This window comes from Nostoc mirabile CHAB5784, from assembly GCF_020829645.1.
GTDB classification, from domain to species: Bacteria; Cyanobacteriota; Cyanobacteriia; order Cyanobacteriales; family Nostocaceae; genus Nostoc; species Nostoc mirabile.
Window position 1 is genome coordinate 68,755 of the sequence record NZ_JAIVFS010000024.1, and the last position, 15,717, is coordinate 84,471.

Consider the following 15,717-nt stretch of genomic DNA (forward strand, 5'->3'; position numbering starts at 1 on the left):
GCTATGACGATAGAGTTAGCCATGCATACCAATTATCTAACCCAGTACCAGTAGTTGCGGAAACTTGGAAAATCTGAATTTGGGGATTTACTTTTTTAGCATATTCTATGCACTTTTGAACATCAAAATCTACATAAGGTAGCAAATCAATTTTAGTGAGAATCATTATGTCACTAGCACGGAATATATGGGGATATTTTAGCGGCTTATCTTCTCCCTCTGTGACAGAGAGAATCACAACTTTTGCCTGTTCTCCCAAATCAAATAAGGCAGGACAAACCAAATTTCCAACATTTTCAATCATCACTACTGAATTTAGGGGCGGATTCAGTTGTTGTAAACCTCTGTCTATCATTGATGCATCTAAATGACAGCCTGTTCCGGTGTTAATTTGGATGACTTTAGAGCCTGTTTCTTTAATTTTTTTGGCATCATTAGCAGTTTCTTGGTCGCCTTCAATCACACTAATAGATAATTGATGCTTTAAATCATTAATAGTGCGAGTTAAAAGAGTTGTTTTCCCAGCACCGGGAGAACTCATTAAATTTAAAGCGAGAATATTTCGACCTTTAAACCATCCCCGATTTTGAGCAGCTAGCAGGTTATTCTTTGCTAATATATCTTGTTCTATAGATATGGTTGTATTGTGTATTTTGGCATGAATTTGAGGTGCTTCTATATGACTGTGGGAATGAGTAATGACAGTTCCATCCGGTAAAGTGTGAGTATGATTATGTTCAGCTTCATCTGTTTCTAAATTTGTAATTTTTATTTCGCCATCATCAGAACAACCGCAGGTTACACACATAATTCCTCTATTTCTATTTCTTTAATTTTCAGTTCTTCACCAGTAATTAAATCTAATCGCACGCTTCCACAGTTACAGATACCAAATGGTTTATCTAAATAAATTTCTGCACCGCATTGGCGACATCGCCCTAAGCCAGGAATTTCCAAAATTTCTAATGTCGCCGCTTCTAAAGCTGTACCTTGAGTGCAAATATCAAAACAAAATCGAATAGCGTCGGGCATAATGGCTGAAAGTTTGCCAATTTCTAATAAAACTCGCTGCACTTTTGCGCCTTTGGCGTGTTCAGTCACAATTGCCACAATATTTTGGGTAATTCCAAGTTCGTGCATACTATAAAATCTATTAAATCTTAACAAATTCTTGGCAATTGGTCGCCTACCAGCATATCAACAATCCTTTCAGCACCAAAAACTGTTTGTAACAATACAATACCTGGAGGTGAAGGAATAACTTCGCCAATAAGAGAAGCATCTTTGCCTGCTGGGTGTAATTTCATAGCTGATAAAACAGTTTCTGCATATTTAGCTGCTACCACTACAACTATCTTACCTTCATTAGCTAAATACAATGGGTCTAAACCGAGAATTTCGCAAACTCCGTTGACTTCTTCCCGCACTGGAATAGATTCTTCAAAGAGACGGATTCCTACATTAGAACTGAGGGCAAATTCATTTAATACTGTAGCTAAACCACCGCGTGTAGCATCTCGCATAGCATGAATTTGGGGACATACATGGAGAATCGTTTCTACTAAACTATGTAACGGCTGACAGTCACTTTCTATATTAGTTTCTAAAGCTAATTCCCCACGGGCAATTAAAATTGCTGTACCATGATTGCCTATTTCACCATTAATTATTATTGCATCTCCAGGTTTAATATTGTGGGCGGAAACACTAACTCCTCGCGGGATGATACCAATACCAGCAGTATTAATAAAGAGTTTATCGGCAGCACCACGATGTACAACTTTTGTGTCACCAGTGACAATTTGAATACCAGCTTCTTTTGCGGCCGCTTTCATACTGGCTGCGACACGCCGCAAGGTTTCTACTGGTAATCCTTCTTCTAAAATTACGCTACAAGTTAGATATAAAGGTTTAGCACCGCTAACAGCTAAATCATTAACTGTGCCGTTTATAGCTAATTCTCCTATATCACTTCCGGGGAAAAATAAAGGGTCTACAACATAGGAATCTGTTGTAAATGCGAGTCTGTCTCCTTGTTGGAGGAGAGGGGCTAAGTTGAAGCTGGCTTGGTCTTCTAATTGTGAGAGAATTGGGTTATCAAAATTGCTGACAAAGATTTCGTCTATTAAATCACGCATGGCTTTACCACCGCTACCATGTGCGAGAGTTATATGAGTGTCTTGCACTTTTCTTTGGCGACGGCGGACTTGTTCTATTTTTTGGAATAGAGGATTTTGTATTGAGTTTGTGGGGGAAATATTCATATTAAAGTTTTTTTAAACGCATAGGCGGTTCGCCTTCCCGCAGGGTAGGGACGCAGAGGGAAGCGCAGAGGTACGCAGAGTATTTAGTCTGAGGAGAAGCCACAGGCGGGGAGAGGTTCTTGAGTTATTTTTGGTTTTTGGGTGATTGTTCTTTTGGCAATGGTGGAGAGTCGTCCATATTTGTAATAGGCTGCACAAGCACCTTCGGAAGATACCATGCAAGTACCAATAGGAGTTTCTGGTGTGCAAGCTGTACCGAATACTTTGCACTCCCAAGGCTTCAAAACTCCTTTGAGAATTTCTCCACATTTACAAGCTTTATGGTCGGCTACTTTCAGATTAGGAATGGTAAATTTAAGTTCGGCATCAAATTGGGCATATTCAGGTTGAATTTTTAATCCTGAATAAGGGATATCTCCCAAGCCGCGCCAATCAAAACTATCTCGCACCGTGAAAACTTTGTTTATAGCTTGTAACGCCTTGAGATTTCCAGTTTTTTGGACAATTCGGTTATATTGGTTTTCGACTTCGCAACGATTTTCTAATAGCTGTTGCAATAGCATCCAAATCGATTGGAGAATATCTAAGGGTTCAAATCCTGAGACAACTATTGGCTTATTATATTGTTGGGAAATAAATTGATATGGGTCAGTGCCAATTACCATGCTGACATGGCCAGGCCCAACAAATCCATCTAGTTGTAAGTCGGGATTATCTAATAGTGCTTTGAGGGCGGGAATCACGAGGACATGATTGGAAAACAGACTAAAGTTATGAATTTTTTCGGCTGCTGCTTGCAGAATGGTGAAGGCGGTACTGGGGGCTGTGGTTTCAAAGCCTAATGCGAAAAAGACTACTTGTTTGTCGGGGTTATCTCTGGCAATTTGCAGGCTGTCTAGGGGAGAGTACACCATACGGATGTCTGCACCTTGTGCCCTAGCTTGCAGTAAAGTGGTTTTGGAACCGGGAACTCGCATTGCGTCGCCAAAGGTGGCAAAAATGACGTTATGATTTTGGGAGATTGCGATCGCATCATCTAATCTCCCTTTTGGCATAACGCATACTGGACAACCAGGCCCATGAATTAGTTCGATGGTTTGGGGTAATATTTCTTCGATACCGTATTTAAATATGGAGTGGGTATGTCCGCCACATACTTCCATGATTTTGATGGGTTTTTCTAGCTGGTTGCTTAATTTGGCGATTTCGTGGCGTATGGCTTCAGCTTTTTCAGGTTCGCGGAATTCGTCAACATATTTCATAGGGATTGAGAAATAGTTTTTGGATATCAGTTAATTTCGTTTTCTTTACGGGGTATTTTTTAACGAACCGCAAAGGACGCATTCGCGTAGCGTCTCGTAGAGAAGGGCGCGAAGAAAGAAAGAAATTAAACTCTTTCTGTGCGCCTCTATGTGAGACAAGAAAAGTCTATTATTTAAGTACTAATCCCTGCTTGTGCTGCTGCTAATTCTTGGAATAGTTGTAATGTTTCTGCTGCTTCTTGTTCGTTAATTCGATTCATGGCAAAGCCAACATGTACTAGCACCCAATCACCAATACAAGCTTGGGGGGGATGTTGTTCATCTACGATACAAGCAATATTTACTTGACGCTTGACACCACCAATGTTAACTATGGCTAATTTATGGTTGACGTTGGTAATTTCTATAATTTGTCCGGGAATTCCTAAGCACATTTTTTTATTTTTTAAGATAAACGAACCGCAGAGGCAAGAGAGACGCAGAGAGAATTATTTGTGAGAGAAATTTTGTCAAATATCAAGACTCATATATTAATTGTGCGGCTGCAATAGCTGCTTGTCCTAAAGATAACCCGCCGTCATTAGCTGGAACTAAGCTGTGAGTAAGTACTTTTATCCCCAATGTTTGTAATCGTTTGCTAACTTGCTCTAACAATATACGATTTTGAAATACTCCTCCTGTTAGGGCTACTTGGGAAATCTGATTTTCTTGAGAAAGATATTTAACCATTTGCACAATTGCATTAGCTAAACCTTTGTGGAATTTGGCAGCCATAACTGGTTGTGGAATCTGCTGCTGTAAGTCATGGAGCAATGCTTGCCACATTGGACGCGGGTCTATATAATAAATCCTATCTAAAAAGCTAAAGTTAAAAGGATAGATTAGGGTTTCTTTATGATTATTTAAGCTGCTTACATCTACTATAGCTTCCATTGCGATCGCACCTTGTCCTTCATAGCTACATTCATCTCTATAAATGCCGATAGCCGCCGCCACTGCATCGAACAATCGTCCCACGGAAGACGCTGGAGGAGAGTTAATTCTTTTCTCAATAAGTTGATTGAGTAGTTTGAGTGGCTTGTTGTCTAAAAATTTTACGATTTCTAAATCAGCGTACTGTTGTTGGCAATTATCCCAAAGGTTAGCAGCTATTAATTGAGCATAAGTATTACGCCAAGGCTGATATATCGCTTGTTCACCACCAATCATTGCCACTGGTTTAAATGTTGCTAGTCGCTGAAATTTACGATAATCTACTAAAAGAAATTCTCCGCCCCAAAGTGTACCATCATCACCGTAACCTAAACCATCTAAAGCAATCCCTAATACCGGAGGCGCATCTAAAGGAATCCCATTTTCTACCATGCAAGCGGCGATATGGGCGTGATGATGTTGGATTTGATGAATTTTGATTTGATTTGTATCTGCGAGTTCGTTACCAAGTTTGCTTGAGAGATATTCAGGATGTTTATCAATGGCGATTATTTCTGGCTTATGCTCAAATAGATTTAAGTATAAATTCAAAGTGTCTTCGTAAGCATTAAAAGCCGCAGCATTTTCTAAATCTCCCAGATGTTGAGAGAGAATGGCTTGTCCTTGACGCAATAAGCAAAAGGTATTTTTTAACTCACTACCCATTGCTAAAATTTGCGGTATATTGTCAAATCCCGGTGGTAAACTAATTGGTGCTGGTGCATATCCTCTGGCACGGCGAATTATTTGGACTTTATCGCCGATAACTCTCACCACCGAATCATCTACCCGATTAATAATCTCTCGATTGTGAAAGAGAAAATAATCAGCGATTGTCCCTAATTTTTCTCTTGCTTCGTCATTATCAATACATTGTGGTTCATCTGCTAGATTGCCACTTGTTAAAACAATTGGGCGATTCATCCGTCGGAGAATTAAATGATGTAAGGGCGTATAAGGTAGCATGAAACCGAGAGTATTTTGCCCCGATACTATCGATGGTGCTACTACTTTTTTGCCTGTCGCTTGTAGTAAAACAATTGGTGCAGCAGGGCTTGTCAATAATTCTTTTTCTTTGGCGTTAATAGTGCAATATTCTTTAATTACCTCAATATCTCGCGCCATTAAAGCAAAGGGTTTATGATAGCGCTTTTTGCGCTGACGCAGTTTTTCTACAACGGTTTCCTGAGTTGCGTCACAAGCTAGATGAATACCACCTAAGCCCTTAATTGCTACAATTTCACCCTTTTGCAACAAGGTACAAACTGCATCAACATCATCTAGCATCGAGAACATGGAAGCAGTAACCGATTTACCATCAGCGCGTTCTAACCAAGCTGAAGGGCCGCAAGCATGACAAGCTACAGGTTGGGCGTGAAAACGCCGATTTTCGACATCGTGGTATTCCTTTGCACATTCTGAACACATAGCAAACGCAGACATACTGGTATTGCATCTGTCGTAAGGAATCGCACGAATAATACTCAAGCGGGGGCCGCAATTAGTGCAGTTGGTAAAGGGATAGCGATAAAAGCGGCTAAAGGGGTCGAATATTTCTTGTTGACATTGTGGACAAGTGGCTGCATCAGGGGTAATTTCTGTTTTAATGGCATTACTGACACTAGTAGAAATCACAAAATTATCAAATTTCAATTCACTTTCATAATGAGTTCTAATTAGTTGATTAATTTTTGCCAACGGTGGACATTCTGTTTGCAATCTGGCAACAAATTTGGTTATTGCTTCTTCACTACCAGATACCCTAATTAAAACACCTTGTCCATCATTACAAACATCTCCACGCAAACCGCAAGCTTTAGCAAGACGATATACAGTAGGGCGAAATCCTACTCCTTGAACAGTACCACGAACTCTAATTTCTTCAGTCGCCATATAATTCTGACTTTCAAAAATTACGAATTACGAATTACGAATTACGAATTACGAATTACGAATTACGAATTACGAATTACGAATTACGAAACTGCCACAGCAATATTCGGTTATTTCCAGAATCAGCTATTATCGCCGTATTGCTACAAAATTTTATCCCGTAACACCAATTTAAGCTATCTCGTTTTGGCAGTCCAAAATTACGATTTTCACCTTTACTTTGAAAATTTATTTGTCCTGCTAACCCATCTGCCACTAAACTTTGCAGTGATAAAATTGATTCTGGCTTTCTCCATCCTAACAAACGAGAATTAGCAGTATCTGCAACTACTAACCAATTGTCAGCCACTCCCACACCATAAGGCATACTCAAACTACTAGCACTTGGCAAATAAACTCCTTGATTCATTTCCACGAAATCAAAGCTTTTTTGTCCTAAAACTACTGCACAAGGTGTATTATTTTCTGTAGGCATTCCCTGCCAAATCATTACTCGGTGATTACCTGCATCGCTGACAACCAGATTTTCTCCCCAAAAGCTAATATCGTGACACCAACGCATACTCGCTGCGGTTGCAGAACCACCGCCGTTTTCATTGCGAGATATCATATCTGGTTGTCCTAAAACTACATCAGCAGGTTGACCATTTTCTGTTGGTAATTGATGCCAAATTAATACTCTTCGATTACCAGTGTCAGCAATAAATAGCCGTCCTTGATAATAGAAAACACCATAGGGCCAGTGCATTGTACTAGCAGATGCTTGCTGATTTCCTCGATTTGGTTCATTCTCGGTAAAATTAACTTGCCCTAACACCAAATCTGCTGGAACATTGTTATCTTCTGGTAAAGTTTTCCAAATCAAAACCCGATGATTCCAAGCGTCTGCTACAGCTAACCCTTCGCCGCAAGCACAAATCCCTGTTGGTACACTTAAGGTTGCGCTTCCCGGTGTACTTTTAGCATTTTGTCCTTCATGATAAAAGTCAGGTTGTCCAATTACCCAATCAGCCGGTTGACTATCTCTGGTGGGTAATTTCTGCCAGCCCAATAATCGATGATGTCCTGTATCTGATACCCATAAGGGGCCTGTTTCTGATAACAAACAAGCAGCACGAGGCCCGAACATTGTTGTGGGACTGGGTGCTACAGGTATCACTAATTGTTGTGGTTCAATAATGTTACCTAAAATTACCTCTGCACCTTGAGGTGATAGAGGCAAATATTGAGAAATTTCTGTTGCTTCTAGCGGTAATTGTGATATTGAATTAATTTTGATTGGGATATCCATGAACCGCAGATAGACGCTGATAATTATTTAAAATCATTAATGTTGATTAGCATGTAACAACAGTAACGGTTTTGCATTATGCTTTTTTCAAATTCAGTTAAAACCTTTAATCAAGTTCTGTATTAATCAAGCTTAAAAAAATCAAGATAGTACACCCGTAGGGGCTTGTCTTTGCCCATTGGTGTCAACTTAACGTAAAAGCTATGTCCCGCAAGGAACTGAAGTTCTAGGCGGTTGAGTCAAGCCTTCAGTTAAGTTATTTTTAGCTTAAGTTGACACGCATGGGCATGCCGTGCCCCTACACCTTGCGATTAATTTTGTACCGCACCTGAGTGGGAACCGCTATAGTAACTTTTGCTACATAGCGAATTTTTGGCATGAGTGCGCGATGTACTGAAATGAGAAAGCAAACTGGGGTTTGAGTAAGTAAAAGCTGCTTTTGCTTGCGGAAAACACTAAAATGAGTAAGTAAAAGCTCATTTTGCTTGCGGAAAACACCAAAATGAATAAGTCAAATGACCTTTTGAGAAAGTCAAAGCTCATTTTGCTTGCGGAAAACACTAAAATGAGTAAGTCAAAAGTCATTTTGAGTAAGTCAAATGACCTTTTGCTTTCTCAAAGCCCTAAAATAATTACCTGAATTACACAAATGAGAATAAATTCAGAGATATTGAGAAAGCATTCAGGCATTTTGCTTGCACAAAACATTAAGATGAATGCGCGAACTACTGAAATGAAAAAGTAAATTAGCGGTGATTGACTAATTGCCTAGTATATTTGCTGAAATCTTATCTTCGCATCATCATTTTTGTAGTTTCACAAAAACCTTATCGTCTTTAACCTTGACTGGATACGACTGAAGCGAAACATCAGGAACGGTTAAGCATTTACCTGTCTCTAATTTGTACTGGAATCCGTGGGCAGGACAGGTAATAATACCATTTTCAACTTTACCTTTTTCTAAGGGAGATCCTAGATGGGTACAAGCATTACGGTAAGATTTAACTGTAACGCCTTGACGATGTAAAATTAGTGAAGTACCAGCAAGTTGTACTGCCAATACACTAAATTCAGGAACTTGATCAATAGTCGCCACTTTGATCCAGGTAGAAGTTATTTTTGCAGAAAATGGACTGATTAAACCAGAATTCGCTTTGTTAATAGTAGGACTGCTATTGACCGCAACTACTTTGGTAATTTCAGGACAATGGTTTTTTATCGCCTGTTCTACTCCTTGAGACAAAGTTAAAGTAGAAGCTGGACAACTGCTGCAAGTTCCTATTAGTCTAACTTCTACTGTATCTGGTGACTTAATTGCCACTAATTCTACATCCCCATTATGGCTTTTTAAACCTGGGCGAACTTCTTCAAGGGCTGTCTGAATACGCTGTGCTAATGGTACTTTTGGCGGTTTAACTAGTTCATGATAAAGCAGCACTGCATACACTACTTCATCAGCAACAGCATGACGCAAAGCTGACATTGATTCTTGCTTTAGGCTTTTAATCAAATTAGTCAATGCAGCTTTATGCAAAGCCTCAATTGCTCTTTTCAGACCTACTGCTACACACCTTTGGCTTTCATCCCACTCGGATATAATCGCCTCAAAGCGGTTAATTTCCTGAACTAATTCTTCAAGGTTTGTCATTAGTCATTGGTCATTAGTCATTAGTCATTGGTCATTGGTCATTGGTCATTGGTCATTGGTCATTGGTCATTAGTCATTGGTCATTGGTTATTCATCAATGACTAATCACTTCATTTTGAAATCTTTGAGGAGAAATGGCATAATGATGCCTGTCACTAAACTAGATAAGATTATTGGTAAGTAGAAGGGAATTGGAGCTTGTGCGAGTAACACTAACAGTAAGAAACCTACAGCAATACCAATAGTAGTTTGCTTGACAAAATACACTGGGTCGCGTAGTAGCTTTCCTTTAAAAAATAACTTGGCTGAAAACCACCCTATCTCTAACATATTGTCTCCTAATAGTTTGTCAATAAATTTAAGGCAGCAAGCCCTAACAAGATGGCGGGAATTACACCCGCCGGGGCAAATAATGCACCAAGCATTGCTGAAAACTGATAACCTATGTCTTTCCCAGCTAACAGCATTCCGCCAATTGCACCGCCGACCATAGACAAGAATGTAGCGATGATTAACCACACAACTTCTGTTGCTATGTTCAAGTCGCCATCTGCTAAACTTGTGATAAAATTTATCACATTTGGGTAGGTAAAAATATCTCTCATGCTGTTTTGTCCTGATTGTTAGGAATTAGGGGAGTAGGGAGTGGGGAGTGGGGAGATGAGGGAGAAAGAATAACTAACCTATCCCCTATTCCCTATTCCCTATTCCCTATTCCCTATTTCTGCTTCTACATCTTGTAGCGCTTGGGCTACTACCTCTGCTTGTGCAATTTGTTGGTATTTCGTAAATATTTCTAAAGCGTCTTGATAGTAGATACGCGCTTGCAAAAGATTATTGGGATTACCAGCTTCTGGTTTTTCCTGGTCGTCTGGTAAGTTGAATAAAGCGTTGGCTTTGTTAGAAATTGTGTTAGCGTACTCTAGGGGTGTATCTTTGGCGTTACGCACTTTTAGCGCTTCGTCATAAGCTGCGATCGCCCTTAAATTATTCTCCACAGGATGGGAACTCACTAAATATTGCAAAGCGTTACCTAAATTGTTTTGCAACATCGCATATTCTCTAGGATGGTCAATCAGATTAATATGCTTTAGTGCTACCTCAAATGATTGCACAGCTAACCCTTGGCGCAAGTATTCCCGTTCCGATGCTAAAGGCATACAAAGGTAAGCGATCGCAATATTGTTATACAAAATCGCGTATTCCTGGGGGTAATCTTCCCAAGTAAACACCCGTAACGCCTCATGATAAGCCTGGATGCTGTCGGTTATCCGCGCCAAATTGAACGGTACAAGCGACTGCAACACCAGCCCAAAATTCATCTGTGTCTCTGCTACTTCCTCTGGCGACGCTAATTGTTGTAAAATCGGTAACGCCTCTTCATAACCGACTTTCGCTTGCAGCAGCAGTTGGTAGTCAGCATCCGGTATTGCCTGTAACGTCCCCGCCATCCCCACTTGGGCCCTGGCTTTTAGTAGGGGATACTCCTCACCACACATTTGATAGGCCCGGTAATATAACCCAACTGCATTTCGCAAGTCTTGGGCAGCTTTGGGCTTTTTTTGAAAACCCTGTGCTATCTCGATCAGCATTTGGATTTTTTCCTCTGCTGTGGCTGACTCTGAAGCAACAGCTGCTAACGCAGCCTTCACCGCCGAATCTGTAATGCTGGGGGTCATAACTCTGCCGTACTCTAGCCTATTGGGAATTGAATCTGTCAACACCCATGAATGATCAAGACACGCCATCGCGTCTAATCACGGGCCATACTGATTTACGCAGGCTTCGAGTCCTTTAGGCGGAATTCCCCTTTTTGTCTGAAACTAGGATTAGGGAGTAGGGAAACAGTTGACCCCATGCCCAATCAATTTGTTTACTATAAAACACCCTATTTCTAAAATTCTACTGGGGAATTGCTAATATTAATGTCAGCTTTAAACACCTAATATTTTTAAAATACTTTTTGTATCATCACCTGACACAATGCAAATATTCTTTATTGAATTGTTGACATACTATATCCAGTTGCGACAACAAAAGCTATAGAAATAGTCAACAGTGCCCGACAGCAAATTCCAGATGTCGCTACTATTAGGAAAATTATACAATTAATAGAGACGATATTAATCTACAAGTTGCCGCGATTGAGCCAGGAGGAGATCGGAAAAATGTTTGGAGCAAATGAGTTAAAGCAAACTAGATTTTACCAAGATGTTTTTGCAGAAGGCAAACAAGAAGGGAAGTTAGAAACGATACCCCAGTTATTAGTGCTGGGTTTAAGTATTGAGCAGATAGCTCAAGCGTTAGGCTTGGATGAACAAGTTGTTAGGCAAGCTGCACAACCGAAATCCTAAAACAATAGGGTGCGCGAAGGCTTAACAGTGCGTTTAATAGAGACGATATTAATCTACAAGTTGCCGCGATTGAGCCAAGAGGAGATCGGAAAAATGTTTGAATTAAATGACTTGAGGCAAACTAGATTTTTCCAAGATGTTTTTGAAGAAGGTAAAAAAGAAGGTAAGCAAGAAGTTTTTGAAGAAGCTAAACAAGAAGGTAAGTTAGAAGCGATACCTCAGTTATTAGCATTTGGGTTGAGTATTGAGCAGATAGCTCAAGGCTTAGGCTTGGACGAACAAGTTGTTAGGCAAGCTGCACAACCGAAATCTTAAAACAATTGATATATACCTGACGGGGCGCAAGACTTTGCGCCCCGATATTTTGCTTTATTTGACTCAGTTATTGCACAATACGCTTAGTGTTAAGGATATTTTGCCCCGGAAGATCCCCCCAACCCCCCTTAAAAAGGGGGGCTTAATTTCCTCTTTTTTAAGGAGGGTTAGGGAGGATCAAGCCTTAACCCAAGCGTATTGAGTTATTGCATTAAAATCTGACGGCTTAAGATACTCATATCATTACCTCACCCGCATTAGCGGTTGGTAGTAGTGGACTCCAGTCTTTAACATTTGGATAGCCAATCACCTGCAAGTAGCGAACGTTAAGAGTTAAAAACAAAAGGTAATTTTATTTTTACTATTTTTTATTTTTTAAATGTGTTACATAGATAACAGACATAACTCTTGAAATTAATCTCAATGTAATTTCAGTTATTCTTAATGATTAATTCTTTTTTAATGAAAGTGAATTAAATAAAAAAGTATCTTAAAATTGAAAAATAAATATTGATAAACAGGTGAGACTTTACAAGCATTATCACCTACATCATGCATGGTAAACAATACAAAAACACCTAGCCGATGACTAATGTACTATGGCTGCAAGGTGGTGCTTGTTCAGGCAACACCATGTCATTTCTCAACGCCGAAGAACCGACAGTCTGCGATTTAATTGCCGACTTTGGCATCAATTTACTTTGGCATCCATCTTTGGGATTGGAACTGGGTAACAACTTACAAACACTGCTGCGGGATTGTATTTCTGGCACGATTCCTTTAGATATCCTGGTATTTGAAGGCAGCGTTGTTAATGCCCCCAACGGTACAGGCGAATGGAATAGGTTTGCCGATCGCGCCATGAAAGACTGGTTAGCAGACCTCGCCAAAGTTGCTCAATTTATCGTAGCTGTGGGAGACTGTGCCACATGGGGAGGAATTCCCGCCATGTCTCCCAACCCCAGCGAATCGGAAGGTTTGCAATTTCTCAAGCGTCAAGAAGGCGGTTTTTTAGGGAAAGACTTTGTATCTCAAGCCGGATTACCTGTAATTAATATACCTGGATGTCCCGCCCATCCCGACTGGATTACGCAGATATTAGTTGCGATCGCTACTGGACGCATAGCAGACATTGCTTTCGACGAACTAAATCGTCCCCAAACCTTCTTTAACAGCTATACCCAAACAGGTTGTACCCGTAACGTCCACTTTGCCTACAAAGCCTCAACCGCCGAATTTGGACAGCGCAAAGGCTGTCTATTCTACGACTTGGGTTGTCGTGGCCCCATGACTCATTCCTCCTGCAACCGCATCTTATGGAATCGCGTCTCTTCCAAAACTCGCGCCGGAATGCCTTGTTTAGGTTGCACCGAACCTGAATTTCCCTTTTTTGACCTCAAACCAGGAACAGTATTCAAAACCCAAACAGTAATGGGAGTTCCCAAAGAATTACCGCCAGGGGTGAACAAAAAAGACTACGCCTTACTCACAATGGTTGCAAAAGATGCAGCACCACCTTGGGCAGAAGAAGACTTTTTTACAGTTTAGTCATTAGTCATTAGTCCTTTGTCATTAGAGGATGTTTGAAAAGTCTACGCTTGTATCCAGATCCCCCCTAGCCCCCCTTAAAAAGGGGGGAATAACCTTCTCAAAGTCCTCCTTTTTAAGGAGGATTTAGGAGGATCTAAAGTTTTGGATACCTCAGTCACCATTTTTCAAACAACCTCTTATTGAACAACAAATGACAAATGACCAATGACAAATAACAAATAACAAATGACAAAGGACAAATGACAAATGACAATTCAATCATTAGACATTTCGCCCGTCGGTAGAGTTGAAGGCGATTTAGATGTCCGAGTCGATATTGAACATGGAAGAGTAGTCAACGCCTGGACACATGCCGAATTATTTCGCGGATTTGAAGTTATCCTAAGCGGTAAAGACCCCCAAGCCGGATTAATAGTCACACCTCGCATTTGCGGTATTTGCGGCGGTTCTCACCTAACTTGTGCATCTTGGGCATTAGATACAGCTTGGGAAACAGAAGTTCCCCGCAATGCAATTTTAGCTAGAAATCTTGGTCAAATTGTCGAGACAATTCAAAGCATTCCCCGCTATTTTTATGGATTGTTTGCTATTGATTTAACCAATAAAAAATACCGCCATAGTCGCTTTTATGAGGAAGCTACCAGACGCTTTGCTGCTTTCACTGGCAAATCTTATGAACTAGGCATAACAATTTCCGCTAAACCCGTAGAAATTTATGCACTATTAGGCGGACAATGGCCCCATTCTAGCTACATGGTTCCCGGTGGCGTGATGTGCGCCCCCACTTTAACAGACATTACCCGCGCTTGGGCGATTCTAGAATATTTCCGCACCAATTGGTTAGAACCAGTGTGGTTGGGTTGTTCTTTAGAACGCTACGAACAAATCCAAACTTATGATGACTTTAGAGATTGGTTGGATGAAGACCGAAATCATCGAGATTCCGACTTAGGTTTTTATTGGCGCATGGGTTTAGATATCGGTTTAGATAGATATGGCGCTGGTGTTGGTAAATATGTGACTTGGGGATATTTAGCCCATGAAGATAAATACCAAAAGCCGACTATTGAAGGACGAAATGCGGCGATGATCATGAAAAGTGGAGTGTATGACAGCTTCGCACACACTCACACTTTAATGGATCAGTCATTTACCCGCGAGAATACAACTCACTCTTGGTACGATGAAGGGACAGAGGATATTCACCCTAGCGATCGCACCACTAAACCCACTGCAAATAATACAAAAGACTTCGATAACGCCTACTCTTGGTCGAGTGCAATCCTTCACAAAGACTTCGGACGTTTGGAAACTGGCCCCTTAGCGCGTCAATTAGTAGCTGGTGGTAAACATGGCGAATCTTGGCAACACTACGACGGCTTTATTCTAGATGTATTCAAGGAGATGGGTGGTGCTAGTATTCATGTGCGTCAGCTAGCACGAGTTCACGAACTTGTCAAGTTATATCGGCAAGCTGAACACTGTTTACGCGAATTCAAATTAAACGACCCTTGGTATATCAAACCCACAGAAAAAGATGGTCGCGGTTGGGGTGCAACGGAAGCAGCACGCGGTTCTTTGAGTCACTGGGTAGAAATAGAGGGCGGTAAAATTAAGAATTACCAAGTGATTGCCCCAGGTACATGGAATATCGGCCCTCGTGACGGTGAAGGTATCCGCGGCCCCATTGAAGAAGCTTTAATTGGCACACCAATTTACGATTCTAGCGACCCGGTGGAAGTTGGTCATGTGGCGCGATCGTTTGATTCATGTTTGGTGTGTACAGTTCACGCCCATGATGCTAAGACTGGTGAAGAGTTGGCGCGTTTTCGGACTGCTTAGAGGATGTTAATTACTAATTAACGCGATGTGCAACTTAATATTTTGACCTCTCTCCAAACCTCTCTCCTAAAAGGAGAGAGGCTTTGAATTTTCCCCCTTCCCTATGAGGGAAGGGGGTTGGGGGGTTAGGTTTGAGTAAAAGTTGCACACGGTGTTAAGTAACAAGTGGCTAATTGTGATTCACTTAGCCACTTGATTTTATGAATGCAATTTATTTTGAAAACTCAATTTGAACTAAAAACTCTCCAATGCTACTTCGGCGACTACATTTGCTATTTCAGCGATGACTGCTGCTCATTGCGTTCATCCCCAAACAACAGACTGA

15 protein-coding genes are annotated in these 15,717 nt (G+C 40.8%); 4 read left to right on the forward strand and 11 right to left on the reverse strand.

Annotated elements, in window-relative coordinates:
* Position 1: 1 nt before the first annotated feature.
* The 11 genes from hypB to LC653_RS17415 form a co-directional block, all read right to left on the reverse strand.
* Positions 2-808 carry a hydrogenase nickel incorporation protein HypB gene (gene hypB / locus LC653_RS17365; RefSeq protein ID WP_229495647.1) on the reverse strand — a complete coding sequence of 269 codons (807 nt, stop codon included), beginning with the start codon at positions 806-808 and terminating at the stop codon, positions 2-4.
* Complete coding sequence (locus LC653_RS17370) at positions 799-1,140, reverse strand: hydrogenase maturation nickel metallochaperone HypA/HybF (RefSeq protein ID WP_229495648.1); 342 nt, start codon at positions 1,138-1,140, stop codon at positions 799-801. The genes hypB and LC653_RS17370 overlap by 10 nt, the downstream gene beginning before the upstream one ends.
* A 20-nt stretch (positions 1,141-1,160) precedes the next feature.
* Positions 1,161-2,264: a hydrogenase expression/formation protein HypE gene (gene hypE / locus LC653_RS17375; protein WP_229495650.1), complete on the reverse strand. Its 1,104-nt coding sequence runs from the start codon at positions 2,262-2,264 to the stop codon at positions 1,161-1,163.
* Between the two features lie 83 nt (positions 2,265-2,347).
* On the reverse strand, positions 2,348-3,526 hold the full coding sequence (gene hypD, locus LC653_RS17380; protein WP_229495651.1) for a hydrogenase formation protein HypD: 1,179 nt from the start codon (positions 3,524-3,526) through the stop codon (positions 2,348-2,350).
* Positions 3,527-3,699: 173 nt separating this feature from the next.
* Entirely contained in the window at positions 3,700-3,960 is a 261-nt protein-coding gene (locus LC653_RS17385) for a HypC/HybG/HupF family hydrogenase formation chaperone (RefSeq protein WP_229484440.1), read from the reverse strand.
* A gap of 82 nt (positions 3,961-4,042) precedes the next feature.
* A complete protein-coding gene (gene hypF / locus LC653_RS17390) occupies positions 4,043-6,391 on the reverse strand; it encodes a carbamoyltransferase HypF (protein ID WP_229495653.1) in 2,349 nt (782 codons plus the stop codon).
* A 76-nt stretch (positions 6,392-6,467) separates the two neighbouring features.
* On the reverse strand, positions 6,468-7,682 hold the full coding sequence (locus LC653_RS17395; protein ID WP_229495655.1) for an NHL repeat-containing protein: 1,215 nt from the start codon (positions 7,680-7,682) through the stop codon (positions 6,468-6,470).
* 802 nt (positions 7,683-8,484) lie between these two features.
* A complete protein-coding gene (locus tag LC653_RS17400) occupies positions 8,485-9,330 on the reverse strand; it encodes a NifU family protein (protein WP_229495656.1) in 846 nt (281 codons plus the stop codon).
* A gap of 105 nt (positions 9,331-9,435) precedes the next feature.
* The gene (locus LC653_RS17405) at positions 9,436-9,660 is read right to left on the reverse strand and encodes a hypothetical protein (RefSeq protein WP_229491136.1); all 225 of its coding nucleotides are present in this window, start codon (positions 9,658-9,660) and stop codon (positions 9,436-9,438) included.
* An 8-nt stretch (positions 9,661-9,668) separates the two neighbouring features.
* Positions 9,669-9,935, reverse strand: a complete 267-nt coding sequence (locus LC653_RS17410; RefSeq protein ID WP_229495657.1) for an asr0689 family protein — start codon at positions 9,933-9,935, stop codon at positions 9,669-9,671.
* Positions 9,936-10,034: 99 nt separating this feature from the next.
* On the reverse strand, positions 10,035-11,009 hold the full coding sequence (locus LC653_RS17415; protein ID WP_229495696.1) for a hypothetical protein: 975 nt from the start codon (positions 11,007-11,009) through the stop codon (positions 10,035-10,037).
* A 333-nt stretch (positions 11,010-11,342) separates the two neighbouring features.
* On the opposite strand from LC653_RS17415, the gene LC653_RS48285 reads away from it, so the two are divergent.
* The 4 genes from LC653_RS48285 to LC653_RS17440 all read left to right on the forward strand — a co-directional run bounded on the left by LC653_RS48285 (position 11,343) and on the right by LC653_RS17440 (position 15,392).
* Positions 11,343-11,684, forward strand: coding sequence for a DUF2887 domain-containing protein (locus tag LC653_RS48285; protein WP_504828428.1), 342 nt, complete (start codon positions 11,343-11,345; stop codon positions 11,682-11,684).
* 93 nt (positions 11,685-11,777) lie between these two features.
* Complete coding sequence (locus LC653_RS17430; protein WP_229495659.1) at positions 11,778-11,999, forward strand: RpnC/YadD family protein; 222 nt, start codon at positions 11,778-11,780, stop codon at positions 11,997-11,999.
* A 585-nt stretch (positions 12,000-12,584) separates the two neighbouring features.
* Complete coding sequence (locus LC653_RS17435; protein ID WP_229495660.1) at positions 12,585-13,547, forward strand: hydrogenase small subunit; 963 nt, start codon at positions 12,585-12,587, stop codon at positions 13,545-13,547.
* Positions 13,548-13,796: 249 nt separating this feature from the next.
* Entirely contained in the window at positions 13,797-15,392 is a 1,596-nt protein-coding gene (locus tag LC653_RS17440; protein ID WP_229495662.1) for a nickel-dependent hydrogenase large subunit, read from the forward strand.
* Positions 15,393-15,717: the final 325 nt, after the last annotated feature.

Bases quoted from the DNA above. Each gene is read 5' to 3' on its own strand.
- LC653_RS17370 (WP_229495648.1), bottom strand. From the start codon at position 1,140: ATGCACGAACTTGGAATTACCCAAAATATTGTGGCAATTGTGACTGAA.
- hypF (WP_229495653.1), bottom strand. From the start codon at position 6,391: ATGGCGACTGAAGAAATTAGAGTTCGTGGTACTGTTCAAGGAGTAGGA.
- LC653_RS17400 (WP_229495656.1), bottom strand. From the start codon at position 9,330: ATGACAAACCTTGAAGAATTAGTTCAGGAAATTAACCGCTTTGAGGCG.
- hypB (WP_229495647.1), bottom strand. From the start codon at position 808: ATGTGTGTAACCTGCGGTTGTTCTGATGATGGCGAAATAAAAATTACA.
- LC653_RS17410 (WP_229495657.1), bottom strand. From the start codon at position 9,935: ATGAGAGATATTTTTACCTACCCAAATGTGATAAATTTTATCACAAGT.
- LC653_RS17395 (WP_229495655.1), bottom strand. From the start codon at position 7,682: ATGGATATCCCAATCAAAATTAATTCAATATCACAATTACCGCTAGAA.
- LC653_RS17385 (WP_229484440.1), bottom strand. From the start codon at position 3,960: ATGTGCTTAGGAATTCCCGGACAAATTATAGAAATTACCAACGTCAAC.
- LC653_RS17430 (WP_229495659.1), top strand. From the start codon at position 11,778: ATGTTTGAATTAAATGACTTGAGGCAAACTAGATTTTTCCAAGATGTT.
- LC653_RS17435 (WP_229495660.1), top strand. From the start codon at position 12,585: ATGACTAATGTACTATGGCTGCAAGGTGGTGCTTGTTCAGGCAACACC.
- hypD (WP_229495651.1), bottom strand. From the start codon at position 3,526: ATGAAATATGTTGACGAATTCCGCGAACCTGAAAAAGCTGAAGCCATA.
- hypE (WP_229495650.1), bottom strand. From the start codon at position 2,264: ATGAATATTTCCCCCACAAACTCAATACAAAATCCTCTATTCCAAAAA.
- LC653_RS17405 (WP_229491136.1), bottom strand. From the start codon at position 9,660: ATGTTAGAGATAGGGTGGTTTTCAGCCAAGTTATTTTTTAAAGGAAAG.
- LC653_RS17415 (WP_229495696.1), bottom strand. From the start codon at position 11,009: ATGACCCCCAGCATTACAGATTCGGCGGTGAAGGCTGCGTTAGCAGCT.
- LC653_RS17440 (WP_229495662.1), top strand. From the start codon at position 13,797: ATGACAATTCAATCATTAGACATTTCGCCCGTCGGTAGAGTTGAAGGC.